Source organism: Mesorhizobium sp. M8A.F.Ca.ET.181.01.1.1 (assembly GCF_004792025.1).
In the GTDB taxonomy this organism is placed as follows: Bacteria; Pseudomonadota; Alphaproteobacteria; order Rhizobiales; family Rhizobiaceae; genus Mesorhizobium.
Genome location: NZ_SRTV01000003.1, coordinates 64,737 through 86,215, shown reverse-complemented (window position 1 = coordinate 86,215; position 21,479 = coordinate 64,737). Strand labels below are relative to the sequence as shown.

Below are 21,479 nucleotides of genomic sequence, written 5' to 3'. Positions count from 1 at the left end.
TATGAAATACCCTCCCCAAAGGGAGCGAAAGCCGTGTCAAATTCCCATCATGGCGCGCAGCAGCTTCTTGTCCGTGGTGCCCGCGGCGAAATCGTCGAATGCCTTCTCGGTCACCCGGATGATGTGGTGCTGGATGAAGGGGGCCCCTTCGGCCGCCCCGTCCTCAGGATGCTTCAGGCAGCATTCCCATTCCAGCACCGCCCAAGAATCGTAATTGTACTGCGTCAGCTTGGAGAAGATGCCACCGAAATCCACTTGCCCATCACCGAGCGAACGGAAACGGCCGGCACGGTTCGTCCAGCTCTGGTAACCGGAGTACACGCCCTGCCGGCCGGTCGGATTGAACTCGGCGTCCTTGACGTGGAACGCCTTGATCCGCTCGTGATAGATGTCGATGAATTCGAGATAGTCGAGCTGCTGCAGCAGGAAGTGCGAAGGGTCGTAATTGATGTTGCAGCGCTTGTGGCCGCCGACGGCGTCGAGGAACATTTCGAAGGTGGCCCCGTCGAACACGTCCTCCGAAGGATGGATTTCGTAGCCGACATCGACACCATTGTCCTCATAGGCGTCGAGGATCGGCTTCCAGCGCTTGCCGAGTTCGCCGAAGGCTTCCTCGATCAGACCGGCGGGCCGCTGCGGAAAAGGATAAAGGTAGGGGAAAGCCAACGAGCCGGTGAACGACACCGAGGCATTCAGCCCGAGATTGCGCGATGCCTTGGCACCGAACTTCATCTGTTCGACGGCCCATTCCTGCCGCGCCTTCGGGTTGTTGTGCACCGATGGCGGCGCGAAACCATCCATCTGCGCGTCATAGGCCGGATGCACCGCTACCAATTGCCCCTGCAGATGCGTTGACAGTTCGGTGATCTCGACCCCGGCGTCAGTGCAGATGCCCTTCACCTCATCGCAATAGGCCTTGGAAGACGCCGCCTTCTTGAGGTCGAACAGGCGCGCGTCCCAGGTCGGGATCTGCACGCCCTTGTAGCCGAGACCGGCGGCCCATTTGGTGATCGACGCCAGCGAATTGAACGGCGCGGCGTCGCCCGCGAACTGCGCCAGAAACAGTCCAGGGCCCTTCATTGTCGTCGGCATCGGCATCCTCCTCATTTTGTCGCGACCAAGCATAGCGCCGATTGGAAGCAGGGCCAGCCATTTTGGTCTTTTCGAACCAGGCGCCTTACAGGCACGGCCATTCTGGTATTACCAAATGGGGGATTTTGGTCAAGCCCGACAATGTCACGGCAAAGCCCTCCGCATATCCAAAATATCGGCACATAACGCAATACAATCAATGTTATAATTCACACAGGAAGTAGCGTCTCCACGCTTCTTGCCGTTCCAGGGAATTTGCTGTAGACCTCGCTTCAGGCCCAATTGGTCGAACCAGTTTGCGGGAAAAGGCTGGGGATGCCTTGGGGAGGAAACCCTTGCGTCGTCTTCCGGCGATGCATGTCGCAGGCAAACCATACGGACGAATCTGGGAAGGACAGACCATGCATCTTTCGACGCACAACTGGATGCGCGCGGAACCCCTTGAGACGACGCTCAAGCGCATCAAGAAATTCGGCTATGAGTCGATCGAGATTTCCGGCGAGCCCGCGCAGTACAAGACCAAGGAGACGCGGGCGCTGCTGAAGGAGCATGGCATCCGCTGCTGGGGCGCGGTGACCCTGATGTTGGGCGAACGCAACCTCGCCGCCAGGAACCAGGGCCAGCGCGAGCGCTCCGTGCAATACGTCAAGGACGTGCTGACGATGGTCAGCGAACTCGACGGCGAGATCATCACGCTGGTTCCGGCAACCGTCGGCAAGGTGGTGCCGGACGGCACCGAGGAAGAGGAGTGGAAGTGGGTCGTCGACGCGACCCGCGAATGCTTCACCCACGCCAAGAAGGTCGGCGTCAAGATTGCCGTCGAACCGCTGAACCGCTTCGAGACCTATCTGTTCAACCGCGGCGCACAGGCACTGGCGCTGGCAGATGCGGTGAGCCCCGAATGCGGCGTCTGCCTCGACGCCTACCACCTCCACATGGAGGAATTTAACGTCCATGACGCCATCCGGCAGGTCGGAAAGCGCCTGTTCGACTTCCATGTCGCCGACAACAACCGCTTCGCCGCCGGCCTCGGCCAGATCGACTGGCCCAGGATCGTCGCGACCTTGAAGGAAGTCGGCTATGATGGCGCGCTGACCAACGAGTTCGTCGCCCCGGTCGACCGCACGCCGGCGGCACCCTATCCCGACATGGTTGAGCGCCACCCGGTCGATATCTCGCCCGAGCAGCTGAAGTTCATCCAGGATCACGGCTCCAGCGTACTCACCGAGAAATTCTACACCGACCAGATGCGCATCACCGCCGAAACGCTGTTGCCGCTGATCAAGTAGTCGACCGCCTCTGGGAATTTGCCCTTCCGCCCTGGCCGGCGGCGGGGCTGGGGAAAAATATGCGCATCAAGACAGTCCAGGCCTGGTGGGTCCGCGTCCCGATCGAAGCCGCGAAGCAGCATCGCAGCGACTTCGGCCAGGTGACGACCTTCGACGCGGCCATCCTGCGCATCGAAACCGATGACGGGCTGGTCGGCTGGGGCGAAGGCAAGAATGCGGCCGGCAGTGCCGGCAGCTATGGCGCCCTCGTCCATATGCTGAACCAAGAAGTCGGGCCGCAATTGATCGGCCGCGATCCGGCCGATATCGGCGTCATCTGGGAAATGCTCTACAACGGCGTGCGCCACCAGAGTGCCGCCCATGCAGGCCACGCCATGCCGCAGCTGGCGCGGCGCGGCATGAGCGTCGCCGCCATCAGCGCCGTCGACATCGCGCTCTGGGACATCCTGGGCAAGTCGCTAGGCCAGCCGGTCTGGCGGCTTCTCGGTGGCCGTAAGGTCGATCGCATGCAGGCCTATGCCTCCGGTGGCTGGGCGTCGGCCGATGCCATCGGCGAGCAATTGAAATCTTATATCGCCAGGGGCGGCTTCAAGGCGCTGAAGATGCGGGTGGGCGCCATGGATGGCGCCGCGCATATTTCCGCGGCTCGCGTGCGCGCGGCACGCCAGGCGCTCGGCCCCGATGTCGATCTGATGGTCGATGCCCACGGAACCTATACCGTGGCGGAAGCCAAGCGCTTCATCCACCTCGTCGGCGATCTCGATCTCGCCTGGTTCGAGGAGCCCGTGATCGCCGACGACAAGCCGGGCATGGCCGAAGTGCGCGCCGCCGGCGCCGTTCCGATCGCCACCGGCGAAAGCGAGGCGACGCGCTATGCCTTTCGCGACCTCGCCGTGCTCAAGGCCGCCGACATCTTCCAGCCGGATCCGGCCTTTTGCGGCGGCATCAGCGAGGCAATGAAGATCGGCACCATCGCCAGCGCCTTCAATTTGCGCTTTGCGCCGCATCTATGGGCCGGCGCGCCCTGCTTCTTCGCCGGGCTGCATGTCTGTGCCGCATCGCCTTCGAGTTTCACGGTCGAATATTCGCTCGGCGCCAACCCGATGATCCACGATCTGGTCGATGAGACTGTCGAAGCGAAGGACGGTATGATAGCGATCCCGGAAAAGGCCGGATTGGGATTCACCATTTCGGAGCGATTCCTGGAGGCGCACGCGCAACGCAATTGACGATGAAAGAAAACAACCTTCTCGCGGAACTCGCCGCCTATCTGTTCTCCCACTCGGACAAGGAGAGCGGCCGCACGCCTTCCGAACGCGAGTTGGCTGAGCATTTTGGCGTCAGCCGCGGGCAGATCCGCGAAGCGCTTGCCATCCTCGAAGCCATGCGCATCGTCGAGCGCCGCGCCAAATCAGGCATCTACATCGACACCAAACAGGCGAGCGTGGAGGCGCTGGCGCTGTTCGCACGCGCCGGCCTGCCGCTCGATCCCATGCAGATTTATGAAACGGTCGAGTTGCGCAAGATCCATGAGATCAAGGCCGCGGAGCTTGCCTGCTCGCGCGCCACCGAGGAAAATTTCGAACGGCTGCGCGAAATCCTGAAGGCCTCCGAGGAGCGCATCGCCGCTGGCGAAGGCTTGGCCAAGGAGGACCGCGAATTCCACCTCGAAATCGTGCGCGCCACCAAGAACAGCGTCTTCCACAACATCTGCAGCGTCTACTATCTGATGGGCGAGCAGCGCCTGCCGATCTACTTCAACGATCCCGAACGCAGCGTGCGCTCGCATGCCGAGCACGTGCAGATCTACGAGGCGCTGCTGCGCCGCGACGGCAATCTCGCCCAGGCGCTGATGAGCGCCCATCTGCAAGGCGCCGAAAGCTACTGGAAGGGCCTGATCGAGGGCGGCATGGCGGCTTCGCCCGCAGGCGCGGCGCTCGAAAAGGCCTGACCGTGACCCAGACCGTGCCAAAGATCCTGTCGACCCATCCGCTGCACCCGCGCGCCTCGGCCAAGCTCGCCGGCGCCGGTCAGCTGGTGATCGCTTCGGCGCTGGACGCCGGCACATTGGCCAGGGAGGCCAAGGATGCCGACATCGTCATCGTGCGGGCGCCGCTGCCGCCGGCGCTGTTCGAGGGCGCCTGGAAGCTGAGGGCCGCAATTCGCCATGGCGCGGGGCTCGACATGATCCCGATGGAAGCAGCCGCGGCAGCCGGCGTGCTGGTGGCTAACGTGCCGGCGGTCAATGCCCGCTCGGTCGCCGAACATGTCATGTTCACCGCGCTTGCGCTGCTGCGGCAATTCCGCAGGGTCGACCGCGACCTGCGCGCCAAGGGCTGGCTTGCCGGCCGCGAGCATGCCAACTCCAACATCGAACTCGCCGGCAAGACCATCGGCATCGTCGGCCTCGGCGCAGTCGGGCAAGCCGTCGGGCATATCGCCGCGCACGGCTTCGACCTCAAGGTTGTGGCAACGACGCGCAGCATGCAGCCGGCGCCGGAAAAAGTCGGCTTCCTGTCGATCGACGCGCTGGTCGAGCAGAGCGACATCATCGTGCTCTGCTGCCCGCTGACGCCGGAGACGCGCGGCCTGATCAGCCGCGAGCGCATCGCCCGCATGAAACCCAACGCACTGCTGATCAACGTGTCGCGTGGGCCGGTCGTCGACGACGACGCGCTGATCGAGGCCTTGCGGCAGCGCCGCATTGGCGGCGCCGCGCTCGACGTTTTCTCGACACAGCCGCTACCGGCAAATCATCCCTATTTCGGCTTCGACAATGTCATCATCACCCCGCATATGGCAGGGATTACCGAGGAATCGATGATGCGCATGGGCGTCGGCGCGGCCGGCGAGACCCTGCTGGTGCTGGCCGGCAAGCTGCCTGTCAATCTGCGCAATCCCGAAGTGGTCGATCATTACCGGCGGCGGTTTCCGGCCGACACGTGAAATACACCGCGGTTTCGCTTCAATTGTTGGTGACGCTGAAAGTCATGTTGTATCGTCGCTTGGCATCCTTGGTTCTCGCCGCGTGTTCGACCGCGGCCTTGCCTGCACTCGCTGCGGCAGAGGGCAGCGACTATGTCTACTGCAGCAATGGAATCGTCTGCTTCAGAGACCCTTGTCCCTCGGGTAACGCGCTGGATCTGGCCACCGGCAAGGTCATCAAAGGCGTGGCGCTCAACACCACCGAATTGGCGCTGCAAGACAGGGCCGCACCCGACACTTCCGACAAGCTCCACGCGGGACAGCTCGTCGTCAGAGGATCGATCCAGCATCGCGGTGAGCCGAACGAGCCGCCCATGCTGGTCGTTACGCGTATCGAACGCGCCTCTGGCAAAGCCGAGCGCAGGCGCTGTGCGGCGCACTGATTGCCGTGGGCACGCTGCTCGTCACAGCAGCCTCTCCACTTCAGCCGCTATCCGCAGCAGACGATGGTCGTGGCCGTTGCGCGCGACCAGCATCAGGCCAGCCGGCAGCGCCGTGCCCGGCATTGGCAGCGAGATCGCGCAGAGGTCGAACTGGTTGGCGACCTGCGTGTTGCGCAGCAGCAGTCCTTCGGTGCGGTCGCGCAGCTCGGCGTCCTCGGCCATGGAGGCGATGGTCGGGGCGGTCACCGGTGTGGCCGGCAGAGCCAGGAGATCGACCGACGCCAGCCGCTCGTCCATGGCAGCGACCAGTGCGGCGCGCCGGCGCAGCGCCCTGATATAGACGGGCGCCGGCAGCAGCGCCGCCCGCGACAAGGGTCCACTCACATGCGGGTCGACCGGCGCCGGCGCGCCTGCCGCCAGCCAGTCGGCATGCACCTCGGCGCCTTCCATGGCGGCGATCGAACCGCGCTTGGTGGCCGCACGAAACTCCGCGATCATGTCGTCGATCGACAGATCCGCAATGTGCGCGCCGGCCTGTTCGATCCTGCCAAGACAATGCTCGAAGGCCGCGGCAACCCCGCCTTCTATGTCGCCGAAAAGAACGCCGCGCGGAATGCCAATGCGAAGCCCGGCGAGTGGAATGGCGGCCAATTCGTTCGGCGCCTCGCCGGCCATCACCGCGTCGGCGGCTGCGCATTGCGAGACGGTTCGGGCGAGCGGCCCGATAGAGTCCAACGTGCCCGAAAGCGGAAAGGCGCCGGTCAGCGGCACGCGCCGTGCTGTCGGCTTGAAGCCGACGACACCATTGAGCGCCGCCGGGATGCGGATCGAACCACCGGTGTCGGACCCGATCGAGATGTCGCTCGTCCCCTCGCCGACAGACACGCCGGCGCCCGAGGACGAACCGCCTGGAATGCGCCCTGGGTCGACGGGATTGCCGGGCGTTCCGTAATGCATGTTGTCGCCGATCGCGGTGAAGGCGAATTCGGTCATGTTGGTCTTGCCGATGATGACCGCACCGGCTTGCCGAAGCCGGCCGACGATGGCCGCATCGCGCTGAGCCGGCGCGGCGGTCTTGCGCATCAGCGAGCCCGCCGTGGTCGCTTCGCCGGCGACATCGAACAGATCCTTGATCGAGACAATGGTGCCGTCGAGCGGCCCAAGAGTCACGCCGGCTCGTTTGCGGGCATCGCTGGCGTCAGCCGCGGCCCGTGCGGCTTCGGCATAAAGCTTCGTGTAGACCTTCTCGTCGGCTGCACGACTGGCAAGACGTGACAGGATGTTTTCGAGACGGTCGCGGATTGATTGCATGTCGATGTCGGACTCCGCCAGGATAGAACGTCCTTCGGGCAAGCAGCCGCCAGGCCTGCCGAAGGAATAACCCGGCCAGCGTGCCTTTGCACCGGCCAGCGACAGGAAGATACTGATGCTGTACAAGGGCAGCTGCCATTGCGGCAAGGTTGCGTTCGAAATCGAGGGCGAGCTCGAGGGCGTCGTTCGCTGCAATTGCTCGATCTGCGCCCGCAAGGGTGCGCTGCTGTGGGCCGTGCCACATGACAAGCTCACACTCGTCGCCTGGGGCGATGACCTTGGCCGCTACACATTCGGCGAAGCGAAAATAGCACACCGCTTCTGCCGAACCTGCGGCATCCATCCCTTTGCCGAAGACATCAGCGAAAGCGGCGAACGCAGCGCCTACGTCAACATCAACTGCTTGACCGGTCTCGACCCGTCCACCTTGTCGATCTTCGACTTCGATGGGCGCTCGGCCTGAAGCAGTTCTGCTCTACCGGTAGCCTGTTGCATCGGCTGGTTTGCCGGCATCCTGAACCTCCGGAACATAGCGCCAGGCATCGGGTCGCGAGCCGTCCAAATCGGTGAAACCATAGACCTGCGCCAGCCCGCCGCTGGACAGCGACTGGCCGTTCCAGCGCGAGCGATCCGGATCCGTGGCCAAAGCGGCGACGGCGCGGCCGACGAAGCGCGGCGTTTCGGAGATGACGAAATGGGGCACTTTCGCCGTGGCGTCGCGCCAGTTTTCTTCGGCGACGCCATAGATCTCCAGCATCATTTCCGAACGCATCCAGCCCGGCGTCAGCGAGACCGACGTGGCGCCGTGTTTTGCAAGGTCCTTGGCGTGAGCCCAGGCCATGCGGTTCACCGCCACCTTGGCAAGGTCGTAGAAAGGCGACAGGCGATAATGCCGGGCATTGTATTCGGCGGTGCCGTCGGTGATCTCGACAAGCAGCCCGCCCGGCCGCTCGATCATCAACGGCAAGGCATGGTGCGCGGTGATCAGATGCGTGTCGATGGCCAGGCGCAGCATGCGCAGGCCGTTCTCCAGATTGTGCTCCCAGACCGGCTTGTCCCATTCGAACAGCTTTTCGCCGCCCCAGATATCGTTGACCAGTATGTCGAGGCGACCCTGCTCGTCACGGATGCGCTCGACCAACCTGCGTACTTCATCGGCGATGAGATGATCGACCTTCACGGCGATGCCCGTGCCGCCGTTCACGGTGACCAGTTCAGCCGTCTCCTCGATGGTCTCTGGCCGGGCATACTCGGATTGCTGGCCGCGCGTGCTCCGCCCCGTGACATAGACGGTGGCGCCGGCGGCGCCGAGTTCGACCGCTATGCCGCGCCCGGCGCCCCGTGTGCCGCCGGCAACCAGGGCAACTTTCCCTTGCAACGTCATTGAACTCTCCCAAAACAGCACCATCGATCAAATCCGAGCTGGCAAACGCCGCTCGCAACATATATAAATGATCATTCGGTTATATTGGAATGTCAAGATGACCCGTCCCAAAACCCGGTCCGACGAACAGGTGCTGGAAGCAGCCTTGCGATTGATCCACGAGCACGGGCCGGAGGCGCTTACCTTCGAGCGTCTGGCAAAAGCCTGCGGCCTGTCCGGCGCAACCCTGGTGCAGCGCTTCAAGAACAAGGCGCGGTTGAAGCAGCGCACCTTGCTGCATGCCTGGGATGATCTCGACGACAAGACCAGAACGCTGGCCACCGGCGTTGCTAGAACCCCGGCCGGTGCCATCGAATTGCTGGTGGCGCTGTCGCAGGGCTATGGCGGCATCGAGTCCTATGCCGAGGGCCTGCTCGTCTTGCGCGAGGATCTGCGCGATCCTGTGCTCAGGGCGCGCGGCGCTACCTGGAAGGCATTCCTGTGCGCTGCTCTTGCGGCCTGCTTCGCTGAAATCGACGACCCGCCACCAGACGTCGGCCTGCTGATGGCGTCGCACTGGCAAGGTTCGTTGCTATGGTGGAGCTTTGATCCGACCATCGAAGTGGCCGTCTATGTCGAGGACAGTCTCAACCGCTTCGTCGCCGCCATCACAACGGCAACGGCCCGAAAACCGTAGTGGTTCTCGGGCCGTTGCCAATGGTAGCTGTTGGGAGAGACTATTCGGCCTGCCTCGGGCCGCGCAGGAACACCACGATGGCAGCCAGCAGCGTGGCGACGCCGCAATAGGCAAAGGCACTGGCGACGCCGGCATGGTCGACCAGCAGGCCGCCAAAGACGGCGCCCAGCGCAATCGCCACCTGGAAGGTTGCAACCATCAGACCGCCGGCGCTCTCGGCCTGGTCGGGTGCTGCCCGTACCAGCCAGCTCTGCAGCCCGACCGGCACCGCGCCGAAGGCAAAGCCCCAGGCCGCGACGGCAGTGGCGGCGATCGTGGGCGACGCGCCAAGGATCAGCATCGAGGCGGCCGCCAATGCAATCAGCAGAGGCGCCAGCGCGATGGCGGCCTTGAGGTTGCGTTCGGCGAGGATGCCGCCGGCGATGTTGCCGAAGAAACCGCCTATGCCGTAGGCCAGCAGCACCAGCGAGATCGTCTCGATGTTGAGCACCGGCACCTTCTCGAGGAAGGGACGGACATAGGTGAAACCGGCAAAGTGCCCGGACGCGACCAGCAGCACGACCAGCAGGGCAACCCTGATCGACGGCCGCTCCAGCACTTCGAGCAAGGTGCGGAAGCTCGCGACGCCCACCGGCGGCAGTTTCGGAATGGTCGCCAGTTGCACCAGCAGTGCCAGCGCCCCGACGATGGTCGCGATCATGAATGCCGTGCGCCATCCCCAGATGTCGCCGACATAGGCGCCGACCGGAGCCGCGGTGACGGTGGCAAGCGACACACCGGTCAGGATGATCGACATCGCCCGCGGCATCAGCCGCATCGGCACCAGCCGCAACGCCATGGCGGCCGACATGGCCCAGAAGCCGCCAAGGGCCACGCCGAGCACGACGCGGGCCAGCAGGAGCATGGGCAGCGACGAGGCAAAGGTGGCGAGAAGGTTGGACAGGATAAGGAACGCCGTCAGCATCCACATCACCAGCCTGCGGTCCGTGCGCCTTGTGATGATGGCCATGGTGGGAGCGGCGATGGCGCCCACGATCGCGGTCGCCGTCACCGCTTGCCCGGCAACGCCTTCGCTTACGCCGAGATCGCGCGCCATCGGCGTCAGCAGACTGGCGGGCAGGAATTCGGCGGTGACCAGACCGAAAACGCCCAGGGCGAGCGAGACCACGGCACCCCACGCCGGTTCGGTTCGTTCATCGGATTCGGCGGGGTCGAGAAGTGCGGCGTCAATGGCGCCTGTCGCGGGTTCGGCCATGGTCAGTCTCCGATCTGTTTGCGGCGCCACATAGAAAACAACCGGGCTCTGGCATCACCCGTTACATGCTTGCCGTCGTGGCTTGGCTATGCGGCCGGTCTTCGATTTGTTTGCAGCGCAGCATTTGGCTGCACCGCAACATGGGAGTGACGAGTTGGAGTTTCCATGCTAGAAACGCCGGAATGAATTACAATTCGTCCAAAATGGCGCAGCCGACTTCCGGTGATCCGCTGACCGACATGCTGCGTGGATTACGGCTCGACGGCGTCGACTACGGCCGCTGCGTGTTGGGCGAGCCCTGGGCCGTTTCCTTTCCCGCACAGAAGGCGGCTCGGTTTCATTTCATCGGCCAGCAGGGCTGCTGGCTGTTCTCACCGGCCAAGGAGTGGATCGAACTATCCGTGGGCGACGCGCTTTTGATCCCGCGCGGCGACGCGCATGTCCTGGCCAGCGCGCCCGGCGTGCCCCCGGTGCCGATCGGCCGCTACACGATCGAACCGGTGTGCGAAAACATCTACGACGTCTCCAACGAGTGTGGCGGCCCCAAGACCTTGCTGTTTTGCGGCAGCATGCATTTCAATCTCGACGGCTCGCACCCGCTGCTCGACATGATGCCCAACCTGATGCAGGCGCATAAGCTGATGGCGAACGCACCGGGCATTCAGCATCTGCTCGACGCGATGGCCGGCGAAGTGACGATGGACCGGGTCGGCTCCGGCGGCATCCTTGCCCGCCTTGCCGATGTGCTCGCCGCCACGATCATCCGCTCCTGGGTCGAGAACGGCTGTGGCGATGCCACCGGCTGGATCGCGGCCGTCCGCAATCCCGACGTCGGCAAGGTGCTGGCAACCATCCACCTGCAGCCGGATCGTGATTGGAGCGTCGAGGCACTGGCGCGGATGATGGGAGCCTCGCGCTCCGCCTTTGCCCAGCGCTTCGCAACAGTGGTCGGAGAGACGCCGGCCAAATATGTGCTGCGCGTGCGCATGCACCAGGCCCGGCAATGGTTGGCCCGGGATGGCATGAGGGTATCGGTGGCGGCGGCGAAACTGGGCTATGATTCGGAAGCATCCTTCAGCCGCGCCTTCAAGCGGGTGATGGGCGTGGCGCCGAGCCATCTGCGCCACATTGGTGCCGGCGAAGAGCCGTCCTGACGTCAGGCAGCCAAATCACGCCAATCCTTCCCGGCTGGAGGAATTGCAGGGTCTTTTGGACGCGGCGTCATTGCCGGCCGGCTTCCGGCGGATAGGCTGGCCCGTGGAGGAAATCCCATGGCCAATCATTTCGTACTGCTCGCGCTTGGTGTCCTGTCGGTCATTCCAGGACGCGCCTTTGCTCTCGAGGACAGCTATCTGCCGGCAGGCAAGATCCCTTACGTCGCCGAGGCGCTTGACCAGCCGCAGCGCCTGGGACCACTGTGGGGCGAAAGGGCCAAGGGGTCCGCCGGAACCTTGCTGAAAGTCCCGGGCAACTGGCGCGCCCCCGTGCACGCGCACACCGCCGACTATCGCGCCGTGGTCATCCAGGGTCTATGGGCGCACTGGCAGATGCAAGGCGGCGAGGCGAGCAAGGTCGAACTGCCACCTGGATCCTACTGGACCCAGAAGGCCGATGAGATGCATGACGACGCCTGCCTCTCGCAGACGGAATGCGTGATCCTGTTGATCAACGACACGCCTTACGAGACCTACCTGCCGAAATAGCCGCGCCTTATGACGCGTGCCGCAAGCTGACTCCACTGCCCTTGTCGAACAGCACCACCTTGTCGGGGTTCCAGGCAAAGCGCACCGGTTGCTCGATCGCGACATCGGTCCTGGCCGGCACCGTGGCGCGCAGGGTTGTATCGCCGACCCGCAGCGTCAGGATCTTTTCCACGCCATGGTTCTCGACGTCGTGGACACGCGCCTCGACCGGTGCGCCGCTTTCCAGATACACATCCTCCGGACGGATGCCGAAGACGAGCGGGCGACCCTCGGTCGCCCCACTCGCCTTGGCTCCCCCTGCAAACGGCAGTTCAAAATTCAATGGCGCCATCACCGCACGGCCGTTCACCAGCCTGCCGTCGATGAGGTTCATCGGCGGCGAGCCGACGAAGCTCGCCACGTAGGTGTCGCGCGGGTTGTTGTAGATCTCGTGAGGCGTGCCGGTCTGGATGATGCGGCCATGGTTGAGCACGCCGACTTTGTCACCCATCGACATCGCCTCGATCTGGTCGTGGGTAACGAACAGGAAAGTGGCGCCGAGCTGTATCTGCAGGTTCTTCAACTCGGTGCGCAGCGCCTCGCGCAATTTGGCGTCGAGCGCCGACAGCGGCTCGTCCATCAGGAACACGCGCGGCTTGCGCACGATGGCGCGGCCGATGGAGACGCGCTGCATTTCGCCGCCGGACAGCCGGTCGGTCTTGCGGTCGAGCAGGTGCTCGATCCGTAGCGTGCGGGCGGCGCGGTCGACGCGGTCCTTGATCTCGGCGTCAGGCAACCTGCGGATCTTCGGCTTCAACGGAAATTCGAGGTTTTCGCGCACCGTGTAGCGCGGGTAGAGCGAATATTGCTGCAGCACCAGCGCCACGTCGCGCTCGGCCGCGCCCCAGTCGGCAACGTCGACCCCATCGATGAAGACCTGCCCCGCGCTCGGCTTCTCCAGCCCGGCGATCAGCCGCAGCGTGGTCGTCTTGCCGGCGCCCGTTTCGCCGAGCAGGACGAAGAATTCGCCATCGGCGATGTCGAGGTCGAGCCCGGTCAAGGCCGTGTGGTTACCGAACGTCTTGGAGATATTCTTGAGCTGGATATGGGCCATCAGAGCCTCACCTCAAGCGACTTGCCGCTTGCCTTGTCGAAGAAATGCGCCTGCGTCGGATCGATCCTGGCAAAGACCTTTTCGCCGGGGCCTGAAATGAAGCCGCTCTTGGTGCGGGCACGCAGCATATTGGAGCCGACCTTGAGGTCGACGATGTCGAAGGAGCCGAGCGGTTCGACGATCTGCGTCTCGACCGCCATGAAGCCGTCGGCCGCATCACGGCGAATGAGCACCCCTTCGGGCCGGATGCCGAGCGCCAACGCGTCGCCGGCATGACCGTTGAGCTTCGACAGCAGCGTGCTGGGAAACTCGAAGCCGGTGGCCGCGTCGCCTAGGGTCACCGATGCGGCCGAGGCTTTCTCGGTCACCGCCGCGTCGGCGACATTCATCACCGGGCTGCCGACGAACTGGGCCACGAACAGATTGGCCGGCTGCGAATAGACCTCGTCGGGCGTTCCCACCTGCTGCAACACGCCCTCGTGCATGATGACGATGCGGTCGGCGAGGCTCATCGCCTCGATCTGGTCGTGGGTGACGTAGATGGTGGTCGAGCCCTGCTTGATGTGCAGCCGCTTGATCTCGGCCCGCATCTCTTCGCGCAGCTTGGCGTCGAGCGCGCCGATCGGCTCATCCATCAGCATCGCCTTCGGCCGCCGCACCAGCGCCCGGCCGATCGCCACCCGCTGCATGTCGCCGCCTGAAAGCGCCGACGGTTTCTTGGCCAACAGGTCTGAAATTTGCAGCGTCTTGGCGACCGAGCGTACTTCCTGGTCGATCTCGCTTTTGCTCTTGCGCGTGGCGCGGAGCGGAAAGGCGATGTTCTCGTAGACGCTCATATGAGGGTAGAGTGAAAACGACTGGAAGACCATGGCGATATCGCGGTCGGCCGCCTTCAAATGCTGGACCGGCTTGCCGTCGATGAGGATGTCGCCCTCGCCGATGGTTTCCAGTCCGGCGATGGCGCGCAACGTCGTCGTTTTGCCGCAGCCGGACTGTCCAAGCAGCACGATGAACTCATTGTCCGCGATCTTGAGGTTGAGGTCCTTGATGACCTGGACGGCACCGAAGAATTTCTGGACGCCGCGAAGCTCTATCTGGGTCAATGCTGTGCTCCCGGATTTCGCGTATCCGCGCCATGGCCGGTGCCGGCCTCTTCCTCTGGCGCTATCTTCGAGGTGATGTTGAAACCGATCAGCCCGATCAGGATGATGGTCAGGCCGTAGCTGTGCAGCAGCATGTTCCACGGCTGGCAGAGTGCGACGATGCCGAGCACCATCAGCACTTGGCTACCGGGCTCCAGATATTTCTGATTGATGGCGCGAAAGCTCATTTGCGGATCGCTCCGAAGGACATGCCGCGCAGCAGATGATTGCGAAGCAGGAAGGTGAAGATGGCGACCGGCAGCAGGAACAGGAAGGTTCCGGCGGCAATCACCGTCCAGTCCGGCAGGCCGGAGCCGACCTGGCTGGGAATGAACGGCGGCGCCGTCTGGGCGCGGCGGTTGGTCATGATCAGCGCGAAGGCATATTCGTTCCACGCGGTGATGAAGCAGAACACGGCTGTGGCGGCGATGCCGGTGGCGGCCTCCGGCAGCACGATCTTGAAGAAGGCCTCCATGCGTGTGTAGCCGTCGACGAGTGCCGCCTCCTCATACTCCTTCGGGATTTCGTCCATGAAACCCTTCATCAGCCACACCGAGAAGGACAGGTTGAAGGCAGTGTAGAGGATGATCAGGCCGATATGGGAATCGTTGAGGCCGACCGCGCGGTACATCAGGAACATCGGGATCGCCACCACCACCGGTGGCAGCATGCGTGTCGACAGGATGAAGAAGAGCAGGTCCGCCTCTCCTTTCACCTTGAAGCGAGAGAAGCCATAGGCGGTGAACGTGCCCATACCGACAGCCAGCACCGTCGAAGTGATGGCGATGATCAGCGAGTTCAGGAAGCGGCTCGGATAGCCCGACCACTGCACCTGGCCCTTGCCGTCGCGCACGATCTTTTCACCGCCGTCGAACACGACGCGCTCCCACCATGGGGCGGCCGCGTACTCTTCCGGCGAAGGCGGACTGCGCAATTGGGAGCGCTTGGTGAACAGCTTCACGAAGGGCGATATCTCCGGCTGGAAGACGACGGTCGGCGGAATGGTGGTGGCAAGATTGCGCGGCTTGAACGCGGTCGAGGCGATCCAGTAGATCGGCGCCAGGAAGATGATGGTCACCAGCAGCACGGCGACGATGGCGACGCGGTTGAAGGTGATTTCGGAAGAAGTGCGGACGGCGGCCATCTCAGCGCTCCTTCACCTTGTTGAGATATTTGACGTAGATGTTGGTGATCGCCAGCACCATGATCAGCACGATGTAGGCCATCGCGCAGGAGCGCCCGGTCTGCCATTCCTGGAACGCCATCTTGTAGAGCCGGATCGATATCAGCTCGGCCGTCGGCTGGCTGGTCAGGATGTAGGCGAGGTCGAAGGTCTTGAACGCTTCCATGGTGCGGAAAATGACCGCGATCATCAGGATCGGCGCGACCAGCGGCAGGGTGATGCGGAAGAAGGTGTAGAACGGCCCGGCGCGGTCGATCGCGGCGGCCTCATAGAGATGCTTCGGCACCGCTGACAGGCCGGCCAGCGACAGCAGCATGACGAAGGGCGACCACATCCAGATGTCGGTCAACGCAACGGCGTAGAGCGCCATCTTGGGATCGGCCAGCCACTCGAAATTGCCGAGCCCGAGCGCATAGTTGATGACACCCCATGATGGGTCATAAAGCAGTTTCCAGAACAGCCCGACGACCGCCATCGACAGCATCATCGGCAGCAGCAGCAGCGTGGTGATAAGACCCTTGAGCGGGATATCCCGGTTGAGCAGCATCGCCACGCCGAAGCCGACAAGCAACTGTCCGACGACCGAGACAATCACGTATTTCGCCGTGATGGCGAAGTTCGACCAGACGTAGGGGTCGTTGAGCAGGTCGCGATAGTTCTGCAGCCCGACGAAATTCGCCGGCGCATTGGTCGACGCTCTAAAATCGGTGAAGGAATAGCCGAGCGAGTAAATCAGCGGAAAAATGTTGAAGACGATCAGGAACAGAACCGTCGGAATGATGAAGAGATTGCGGATGGAGATATCGCTCAGGCCGCGTGCCGCGGCGCGCGAGGATCTGTCGAGGGTGGTGATCATCGTGGTCGCCAAGACCCTGCTCCCGGTTCAAGAAAAAGAAACGGAGGAGGCGACACCGCCCCCTCCGCGGGACATGAAGGATTATTGCACGCGGCCGTATTTCTTGAAGGTCGCGTTCCAGTCTCCAGCCAATGCGTCCAGCGTTTCCTTGGCGGTGCCACTGCCGCCGATCATGTAGGGGTAGATGCGCTGGTTGAGCTGCTGCAGCAGTTCGGCGTATTCCGGCACCGCCCAGAAGTCCTTCACCTTGAACATGGTCTCGTAGAAGGCCTTGTTGTAGGGCGTGGCGTTCTGGAACTCAGGCGACTTGAGCACTGCCTGGCTACAGGTGTAGCCGCCGAGGGCCGCCCACTTCTTCTGGGTCTCGTCCTTGATGAACCATTCGAGGAACTTCATCGCCTCGTCCTGCTTCTTCGAATACGAGATGACGGAGATGCCTTGCCCGCCCAGTGCGGCGAACTGGTCGCCATTTGGACCGGGAGGGTTAGCGAAGAAGCCGGTGTTCTTGGCATTCGGGTTCGAGGCCTCGTTGATCAGCGAGGGGAAGAACGCGAAGAAGTTCATGCTCATCGCGGCCAGGTTTTCCGTGATTGCCTGGTTGTCCTCGACGAAGAACGATTTGGCCCAGCCCGGAGGTGTGAACTTGTAGAGTTCTTTGTAGGCATCGAGCGCGGCAACCGCCTTGTCGGAGTTGATATGGCCGTCGACCTTGTAGGTCGTGTAATCGCCCAATTCACCGCCATAGGAGAACAGCGCGTTCTCGAAGCCCATCGCCATCGCGTCATAGGAGTTGTCGGTGTAGATGGCGATGCCGTATCTCTTCTGGTCCGGCCGGTGGAAGAACTCCGCGATGTCACGCAGCGCCTTGAAATCCTTCGGCACGTCGAGGTCGTAGCCATACTTGGCCTTGAAGGCTTCCTTTTCCTTGGGATCCTCGAACCAGTCCTTGCGATAGGACCAGCCGACGGCGTCGCCCTCGAGCGGGATCGCCCAGTATTTGCCGCTGTTGCCGGGATACTCGGCATAATATTTCACCGTCGCCGGTGCCATGACGTTGCCGAGATCATGCTTCTTGAAGAAGTCGGTCAGGTCGACATAGTGGCCGCCGGTGGAGCCGGCCCCGAGCCACTGAGAGTCGCCGACGACCAGGTCATAGGCGTCGCCATGGGCGTTGAACTCGGTGAAGGCCTTGGTCTGGAAGTCGGACCAGGGCGTGGTTTCCACCGTGATCTTGACGCCGGTTTCCTTCTCGTACTCGTTGCCGAGTTCCTGCAGGTAATTGGCCGGATCCCACTCCGCCCAGAAGATGGTGAGCGACTTTTCCTGCGCGTAGACGGACGTTCCGCAGGCAAGCGTTAAGCCGATACCAGCAAGCATGCTGGTCACTAACTTGCGCATAATGATTTCCTCCCTTGTGCGCATTCTACCCTGTCTTGCGAGCCGGCGACGGAGCCGGCCCTGGTAGTTCCTCCCGTGGTCGCGCTTTCCGAATTCGGAGCCTCCTCGCCCTGTCCGGAAATGGATCGCAGCCCTCACTTTCGATCCGCTTTTCTTTCCAAATCTGGTATTACCAATTGTGAATGCCCGTCAAGCCCTTTCTTGAGCAGTGATGTCGGACAAAGTCGGCGAATTCCAGACTTATCCACCTGTTTTCTCTATATTTTCCTACTCATTGATACGCTTTGGCCTTGTACGGACTTTTGCCTTGGAACTATTATCGCTAGTCGACACCCAAATCTGGTAGAACCAGATAAGCGCTATTTCTGTGTCGTTCCCTGCATGATCCGGGCCGTATCGACGGCCGACTCCGCGATCGCCGCGCGCACCAGCGCACGCGCCGCCCATTGCGCGACCGACATCGTCCGGCGGCTGTCCAGCCCCCATATATCCTTGAGCACGATCAGCACCTCCACACCGAAGATCAGCGACAGCGCCTGCGCCAGCCGCTTGAAGTCGCGCGGCGGCAAGCGGCCCTTGAGTGGCGCCAGCGCCTCCTTCAGCAATTCGACCCGATGGCCGCGCGTGAAGGCCGGCTCGCCGCCCAGCGTGCCCGCCTGGCGCCGCGCCCATTGATCAAGCGACAACTTCAACGCTGCCTTGAATGTGGCCTCGAAGGCCTCGATGCGCGGCATGGCCGTATCGAACAGTTCGGCCACGCGGCGCTCGGCATCGGCGGCGGTGGATTTCCAGGTGAGGATCGGCCCGAGCCCCTCGTCGACGACCGCCTGCACTAACGCTGACTGACTCGGAAAATAGCGATAGGCGGTGGCGCGGGACACTTGCGCCGCCTCCGCCACTTCGCTGACCGACGGGGTGACACCCGCCTGCATCAGCCTTGTCGCCGTCTCCAGCATCAGCCGTTTTGTACGCGCGCGGGGTCCGCGCTCGGCTCTCTCACCGGTATCGTCGTTCGTTGCCGGTTGTTGACGTGAGACATCCATACCAATACGATACGCGCGTCTCAAAAAATTGCAATGGCAGCCCAGCGCGACCCTGGCGATGAGACACACGCATCGCAGCCGCCAGGATTGGGGACCCTTGATGAAGCGCGTCTATGTGGTGGGCACGACCGACACGAAAGGCGAGGAACTCGGCTTCCTGGCCGATGCCATCGCTGCCACCGGCGCAGTAGTCTGCCGTGTCGATGTCGGAACGCGAGAGGCAACAATATCTGTCGACATCGGTGCCACAGATGTCGCGGCGCATCATCCCGGCGGCAGCACGGCCGTGCTCGGCGGCAATGATCGTGGCGCGGCGGTCGCCGCCATGGGCGTCGCCTTCACCCGATTCATCCAGTCGCGAAATGACATTGCCGGCGTGATCGGCATCGGCGGCGGCGGCGGCACCTCGATCGTCACCGCGGGCATGCGCGCGCTGCCGCTCGGCCTGCCTAAGATCATGGTCTCGACGCTTGCCTCCGGCGACACCGCTCCCTATGTCGACGTCTCCGACATCGTCATGATGCCATCGGTGACCGACATGGCCGGCCTCAACCGGCTGTCGCGTGTCGTGCTGCACAACGCCGCCCAGGCGATAGCGGGCATGGCAGGCAATCCAGCGCCGGCAGCGGACGGCAAGGCGTCGATCGGCCTCACCATGTTCGGCGTCACCACGCCTTGCGTGACCGCAATCGCCGATCGATTGCGCGACGTCTACGACTGCATGGTCTTCCATGCCACCGGCACCGGAGGCCGCAGCATGGAGAAATTGGCCGACAGCAGCCTGCTGTCAGGTGTCATCGACATCACCACGACGGAGGTCTGCGACCTGCTGTTCGGCGGCGTTCTGCCGGCGACGCAGGATCGTTTCGGTGCCATCGCCCGCACCGGCCTGCCCTATGTCGGCTCGGTCGGCGCCCTCGACATGATCAACTTCTGGGCGCCTTCGACCATCCCGGAACAGCATCGCGACCGGCTGTTCTACGAGCATAACCCCAACGTCACGTTGATGCGCACGACCGCGCAGGAATGCCGCGCGATCGGCGAATGGATTGGCACCAGGCTCGCCCAGTGCGAAGGTCCGGTGCATTTTCTGATCCCGGAAAAAGGCGTCTCCGCGCTCGACATCGAAGGCGGCGCCTTCTTCGATCCGGAAGCCGACGCCGTCCTGTTCGACGCCATCGAGCGCACCATCAGGCCGAATGCGACGCGCCGCGTCACCCGCCTGCCGCTGCACATCAACGACCCCGAATTCGCCCAAGCGGCAACCGCCGCCTTCCTCGACATTGCCAGACAGTGAGACCCAGACATGCCAGCCATACCGCGCAAGGACATATTGAAGAAGTTCAGGGGAATGATCGACAAGGGCGTGCCGATCGTCGGCGGCGGCGCCGGCACCGGCCTGTCGGCCAAGGCCGAGGAAGCCGGCGGCATCGACCTGATCATCATCTACAATTCCGGCCGCTACCGCATGGCGGGTCGCGGCTCGGCCGCCGGCCTGCTCGCCTATGGCAACGCCAACGAGATCGTCAAGGAGATGGCCTACGAGGTCTTGCCGGTGGTCAAGAAGACCCCGGTGCTGGCCGGCGTCAACGGCACCGATCCCTTCGTCATCATGCCGCTGCTTTTGGCGGAACTGAAGACGATGGGCTTTTCCGGCGTGCAGAATTTTCCGACCATCGGCCTGTTCGACGGCAGCATGCGGCAGAGTTTCGAAGAAACCGGCATGGGCTTCGGCCTCGAGGTCGACATGATCGCCGAGGCGCACAAGCTCGACCTTTTGACCACGCCTTATGTCTTCAACCCCGAAGAAGCGCGTGCCATGACCCAGGCCGGAGCCGACATCGTCGTCGCCCATATGGGGGTGACGACGGGCGGCTCGATCGGCGCCACCTCGGCCAGGTCGCTCGACGACTGCGTCGTTGCCATCGACGCCATTGCCGAGGCAGCGCGCTCGGTGCGCAAGGATGTCATCCTGCTTTGCCATGGCGGCCCGATCTCGATGCCGGACGATGCGCGCTACATCCTCTCCCATGCCAAGGGCCTGCACGGCTTCTATGGCGCGAGCTCGATGGAACGGCTGCCGGCGGAAGCCGCGATCGCCAGGCAGACGGCGGATTTCAAGGCCGTCACACTGGGCGACGACAGAGCGCCCGCGAAGAAGAAGAAGGGATGATGAGAGATGACCGACAAGAGCAAGGTGTTTGTCTATCCGAAGGACGTCAGCGCCTTCGGCTTCGACTGGGGGAAATTGTCCCTGACCGTTGCGCCCGAAGTGAATGGCGCGACCCGCTTTTCCGGCGGCGTCGTCGACCTGCCCTCGGGCAAGGGCCATACCCGCCACAACCATCCGGGCGCCGAGGAAATCATCTTCGTCATTTCGGGCCACGGCGAACAGATGGTCGAGGACGAGAAGGGCAATCCGGTGGTCGAAAAGGTTGGCCCCGGCTGCACAATCTATGTGCCGGAAAGCCGGTTCCACTCGACGCTCAACACTGGTGACGGGCCGATGCAGCTGTTTGTGGTCTATTCGCCGGCCGGGCCGGAGCTGGTGCTAAGGGAGCTTCCGGATTTCAGGCTGGTGCCGGCGGGGGAGTGAACCCTTCAAGGGTCGCGCCGCCCCTCATTGTCCTGCCGGACATTTCTCCCCGTATAGTGACGGGGAGAAATATGCTGTCATCGCCGCTTT

Annotated in this window: 23 protein-coding genes; 12 read left to right on the top strand and 11 right to left on the bottom strand. The window is 63.1% G+C overall.

The annotated features are described in order from the left end of the window. Positions 1 to 36: 36 nt before the first annotated feature. Positions 37 to 1,092, bottom strand: a complete 1,056-nt coding sequence (locus EN824_RS13130) for a sugar phosphate isomerase/epimerase (RefSeq protein WP_127277894.1) — start codon at positions 1,090 to 1,092, stop codon at positions 37 to 39. Positions 1,093 to 1,493: 401 nt separating this feature from the next. Here EN824_RS13130 and EN824_RS13125 point away from each other — a divergent pair, with 401 nt between their 5' ends. From EN824_RS13125 to EN824_RS13105, 5 genes are read left to right on the top strand one after another with little or no spacing between them, the layout of a single operon-like run. Further along, positions 1,494 to 2,381 carry a sugar phosphate isomerase/epimerase gene (locus EN824_RS13125; protein ID WP_127277895.1) on the top strand — a complete coding sequence of 296 codons (888 nt, stop codon included), beginning with the start codon at positions 1,494 to 1,496 and terminating at the stop codon, positions 2,379 to 2,381. A gap of 59 nt (positions 2,382 to 2,440) precedes the next feature. Beyond that, the gene (locus EN824_RS13120) at positions 2,441 to 3,610 is read left to right on the top strand and encodes a mandelate racemase/muconate lactonizing enzyme family protein (protein ID WP_127872324.1); all 1,170 of its coding nucleotides are present in this window, start codon (positions 2,441 to 2,443) and stop codon (positions 3,608 to 3,610) included. Positions 3,611 to 3,612: 2 nt separating this feature from the next. Next, entirely contained in the window at positions 3,613 to 4,332 is a 720-nt protein-coding gene (locus tag EN824_RS13115) for a FadR/GntR family transcriptional regulator (RefSeq protein WP_127872323.1), read from the top strand. Positions 4,333 to 4,346: 14 nt separating this feature from the next. After that, the gene (locus tag EN824_RS13110) at positions 4,347 to 5,327 is read left to right on the top strand and encodes a hydroxyacid dehydrogenase (protein ID WP_127872362.1); all 981 of its coding nucleotides are present in this window, start codon (positions 4,347 to 4,349) and stop codon (positions 5,325 to 5,327) included. Next, positions 5,324 to 5,749: a hypothetical protein gene (locus tag EN824_RS13105; RefSeq protein WP_245512088.1), complete on the top strand. Its 426-nt coding sequence runs from the start codon at positions 5,324 to 5,326 to the stop codon at positions 5,747 to 5,749. The genes EN824_RS13110 and EN824_RS13105 overlap by 4 nt, the downstream gene beginning before the upstream one ends. Positions 5,750 to 5,770: 21 nt before the next feature. Here EN824_RS13105 and EN824_RS13100 read toward each other — a convergent pair whose 3' ends face one another. Beyond that, positions 5,771 to 7,060, bottom strand: a complete 1,290-nt coding sequence (locus tag EN824_RS13100) for an amidase (RefSeq protein ID WP_135865892.1) — start codon at positions 7,058 to 7,060, stop codon at positions 5,771 to 5,773. Between the two features lie 115 nt (positions 7,061 to 7,175). Between EN824_RS13100 and EN824_RS13095 the strand changes: the two genes are divergently transcribed. After that, positions 7,176 to 7,523 (top strand): GFA family protein, encoded by a 348-nt coding sequence (locus EN824_RS13095; RefSeq protein ID WP_127279578.1) that lies wholly within the window; start codon positions 7,176 to 7,178, stop codon positions 7,521 to 7,523. Positions 7,524 to 7,535: 12 nt separating this feature from the next. On the opposite strand, the gene EN824_RS13090 is transcribed toward EN824_RS13095, so the two are convergent. Continuing rightward, complete coding sequence (locus EN824_RS13090) at positions 7,536 to 8,444, bottom strand: SDR family oxidoreductase (protein WP_135865836.1); 909 nt, start codon at positions 8,442 to 8,444, stop codon at positions 7,536 to 7,538. Between the two features lie 97 nt (positions 8,445 to 8,541). On the opposite strand from EN824_RS13090, the gene EN824_RS13085 reads away from it, so the two are divergent. Beyond that, positions 8,542 to 9,120, top strand: coding sequence for a TetR/AcrR family transcriptional regulator (locus tag EN824_RS13085; protein WP_245520978.1), 579 nt, complete (start codon positions 8,542 to 8,544; stop codon positions 9,118 to 9,120). Between the two features lie 40 nt (positions 9,121 to 9,160). Here EN824_RS13085 and EN824_RS13080 read toward each other — a convergent pair whose 3' ends face one another. Further along, complete coding sequence (locus tag EN824_RS13080; RefSeq protein ID WP_135932377.1) at positions 9,161 to 10,375, bottom strand: MFS transporter; 1,215 nt, start codon at positions 10,373 to 10,375, stop codon at positions 9,161 to 9,163. A gap of 182 nt (positions 10,376 to 10,557) precedes the next feature. Between EN824_RS13080 and EN824_RS13075 the strand changes: the two genes are divergently transcribed. Both EN824_RS13075 and EN824_RS13070 read left to right on the top strand, forming a co-directional pair. Next, positions 10,558 to 11,529: an AraC family transcriptional regulator gene (locus EN824_RS13075; protein ID WP_135932376.1), complete on the top strand. Its 972-nt coding sequence runs from the start codon at positions 10,558 to 10,560 to the stop codon at positions 11,527 to 11,529. Positions 11,530 to 11,646: 117 nt separating this feature from the next. Then, the gene (locus EN824_RS13070) at positions 11,647 to 12,078 is read left to right on the top strand and encodes a DUF4437 domain-containing protein (RefSeq protein ID WP_135920264.1); all 432 of its coding nucleotides are present in this window, start codon (positions 11,647 to 11,649) and stop codon (positions 12,076 to 12,078) included. 7 nt (positions 12,079 to 12,085) lie between these two features. Here the strand turns inward: EN824_RS13070 and EN824_RS13065 are convergent, their stop codons facing one another. The 7 genes from EN824_RS13065 to EN824_RS13035 all read right to left on the bottom strand — a co-directional run bounded on the left by EN824_RS13065 (position 12,086) and on the right by EN824_RS13035 (position 18,793). Next, positions 12,086 to 13,171, bottom strand: coding sequence for an ABC transporter ATP-binding protein (locus EN824_RS13065; RefSeq protein WP_127872317.1), 1,086 nt, complete (start codon positions 13,169 to 13,171; stop codon positions 12,086 to 12,088). Next, positions 13,171 to 14,274: an ABC transporter ATP-binding protein gene (locus EN824_RS13060; protein ID WP_135932375.1), complete on the bottom strand. Its 1,104-nt coding sequence runs from the start codon at positions 14,272 to 14,274 to the stop codon at positions 13,171 to 13,173. Before EN824_RS13060 ends, EN824_RS13065 begins: the two co-directional genes overlap by 1 nt. Next, positions 14,271 to 14,501, bottom strand: a complete 231-nt coding sequence (locus EN824_RS13055; protein ID WP_127279269.1) for a hypothetical protein — start codon at positions 14,499 to 14,501, stop codon at positions 14,271 to 14,273. Before EN824_RS13055 ends, EN824_RS13060 begins: the two co-directional genes overlap by 4 nt. Further along, positions 14,498 to 15,457, bottom strand: coding sequence for a carbohydrate ABC transporter permease (locus EN824_RS13050; RefSeq protein WP_127279270.1), 960 nt, complete (start codon positions 15,455 to 15,457; stop codon positions 14,498 to 14,500). The genes EN824_RS13055 and EN824_RS13050 overlap by 4 nt, the downstream gene beginning before the upstream one ends. 1 nt (position 15,458) lies before the next feature. Continuing rightward, positions 15,459 to 16,364, bottom strand: coding sequence for a sugar ABC transporter permease (locus EN824_RS13045; RefSeq protein WP_015315632.1), 906 nt, complete (start codon positions 16,362 to 16,364; stop codon positions 15,459 to 15,461). A 69-nt stretch (positions 16,365 to 16,433) separates the two neighbouring features. After that, a complete protein-coding gene (locus tag EN824_RS13040) occupies positions 16,434 to 17,750 on the bottom strand; it encodes an ABC transporter substrate-binding protein (protein ID WP_127279271.1) in 1,317 nt (438 codons plus the stop codon). A 359-nt stretch (positions 17,751 to 18,109) separates the two neighbouring features. Beyond that, positions 18,110 to 18,793, bottom strand: a complete 684-nt coding sequence (locus EN824_RS13035; RefSeq protein ID WP_135932374.1) for a TetR/AcrR family transcriptional regulator — start codon at positions 18,791 to 18,793, stop codon at positions 18,110 to 18,112. Positions 18,794 to 18,893: 100 nt separating this feature from the next. On the opposite strand from EN824_RS13035, the gene EN824_RS13030 reads away from it, so the two are divergent. The 3 genes from EN824_RS13030 to EN824_RS13020 are packed head-to-tail and all read left to right on the top strand — an operon-like array spanning position 18,894 to position 21,389. Beyond that, complete coding sequence (locus EN824_RS13030) at positions 18,894 to 20,090, top strand: Tm-1-like ATP-binding domain-containing protein (RefSeq protein ID WP_135929404.1); 1,197 nt, start codon at positions 18,894 to 18,896, stop codon at positions 20,088 to 20,090. A 9-nt stretch (positions 20,091 to 20,099) separates the two neighbouring features. Continuing rightward, complete coding sequence (locus EN824_RS13025) at positions 20,100 to 20,966, top strand: phosphoenolpyruvate hydrolase family protein (protein ID WP_135932373.1); 867 nt, start codon at positions 20,100 to 20,102, stop codon at positions 20,964 to 20,966. A gap of 6 nt (positions 20,967 to 20,972) precedes the next feature. After that, on the top strand, positions 20,973 to 21,389 hold the full coding sequence (locus tag EN824_RS13020; protein WP_127279966.1) for a cupin domain-containing protein: 417 nt from the start codon (positions 20,973 to 20,975) through the stop codon (positions 21,387 to 21,389). Positions 21,390 to 21,479: the final 90 nt, after the last annotated feature.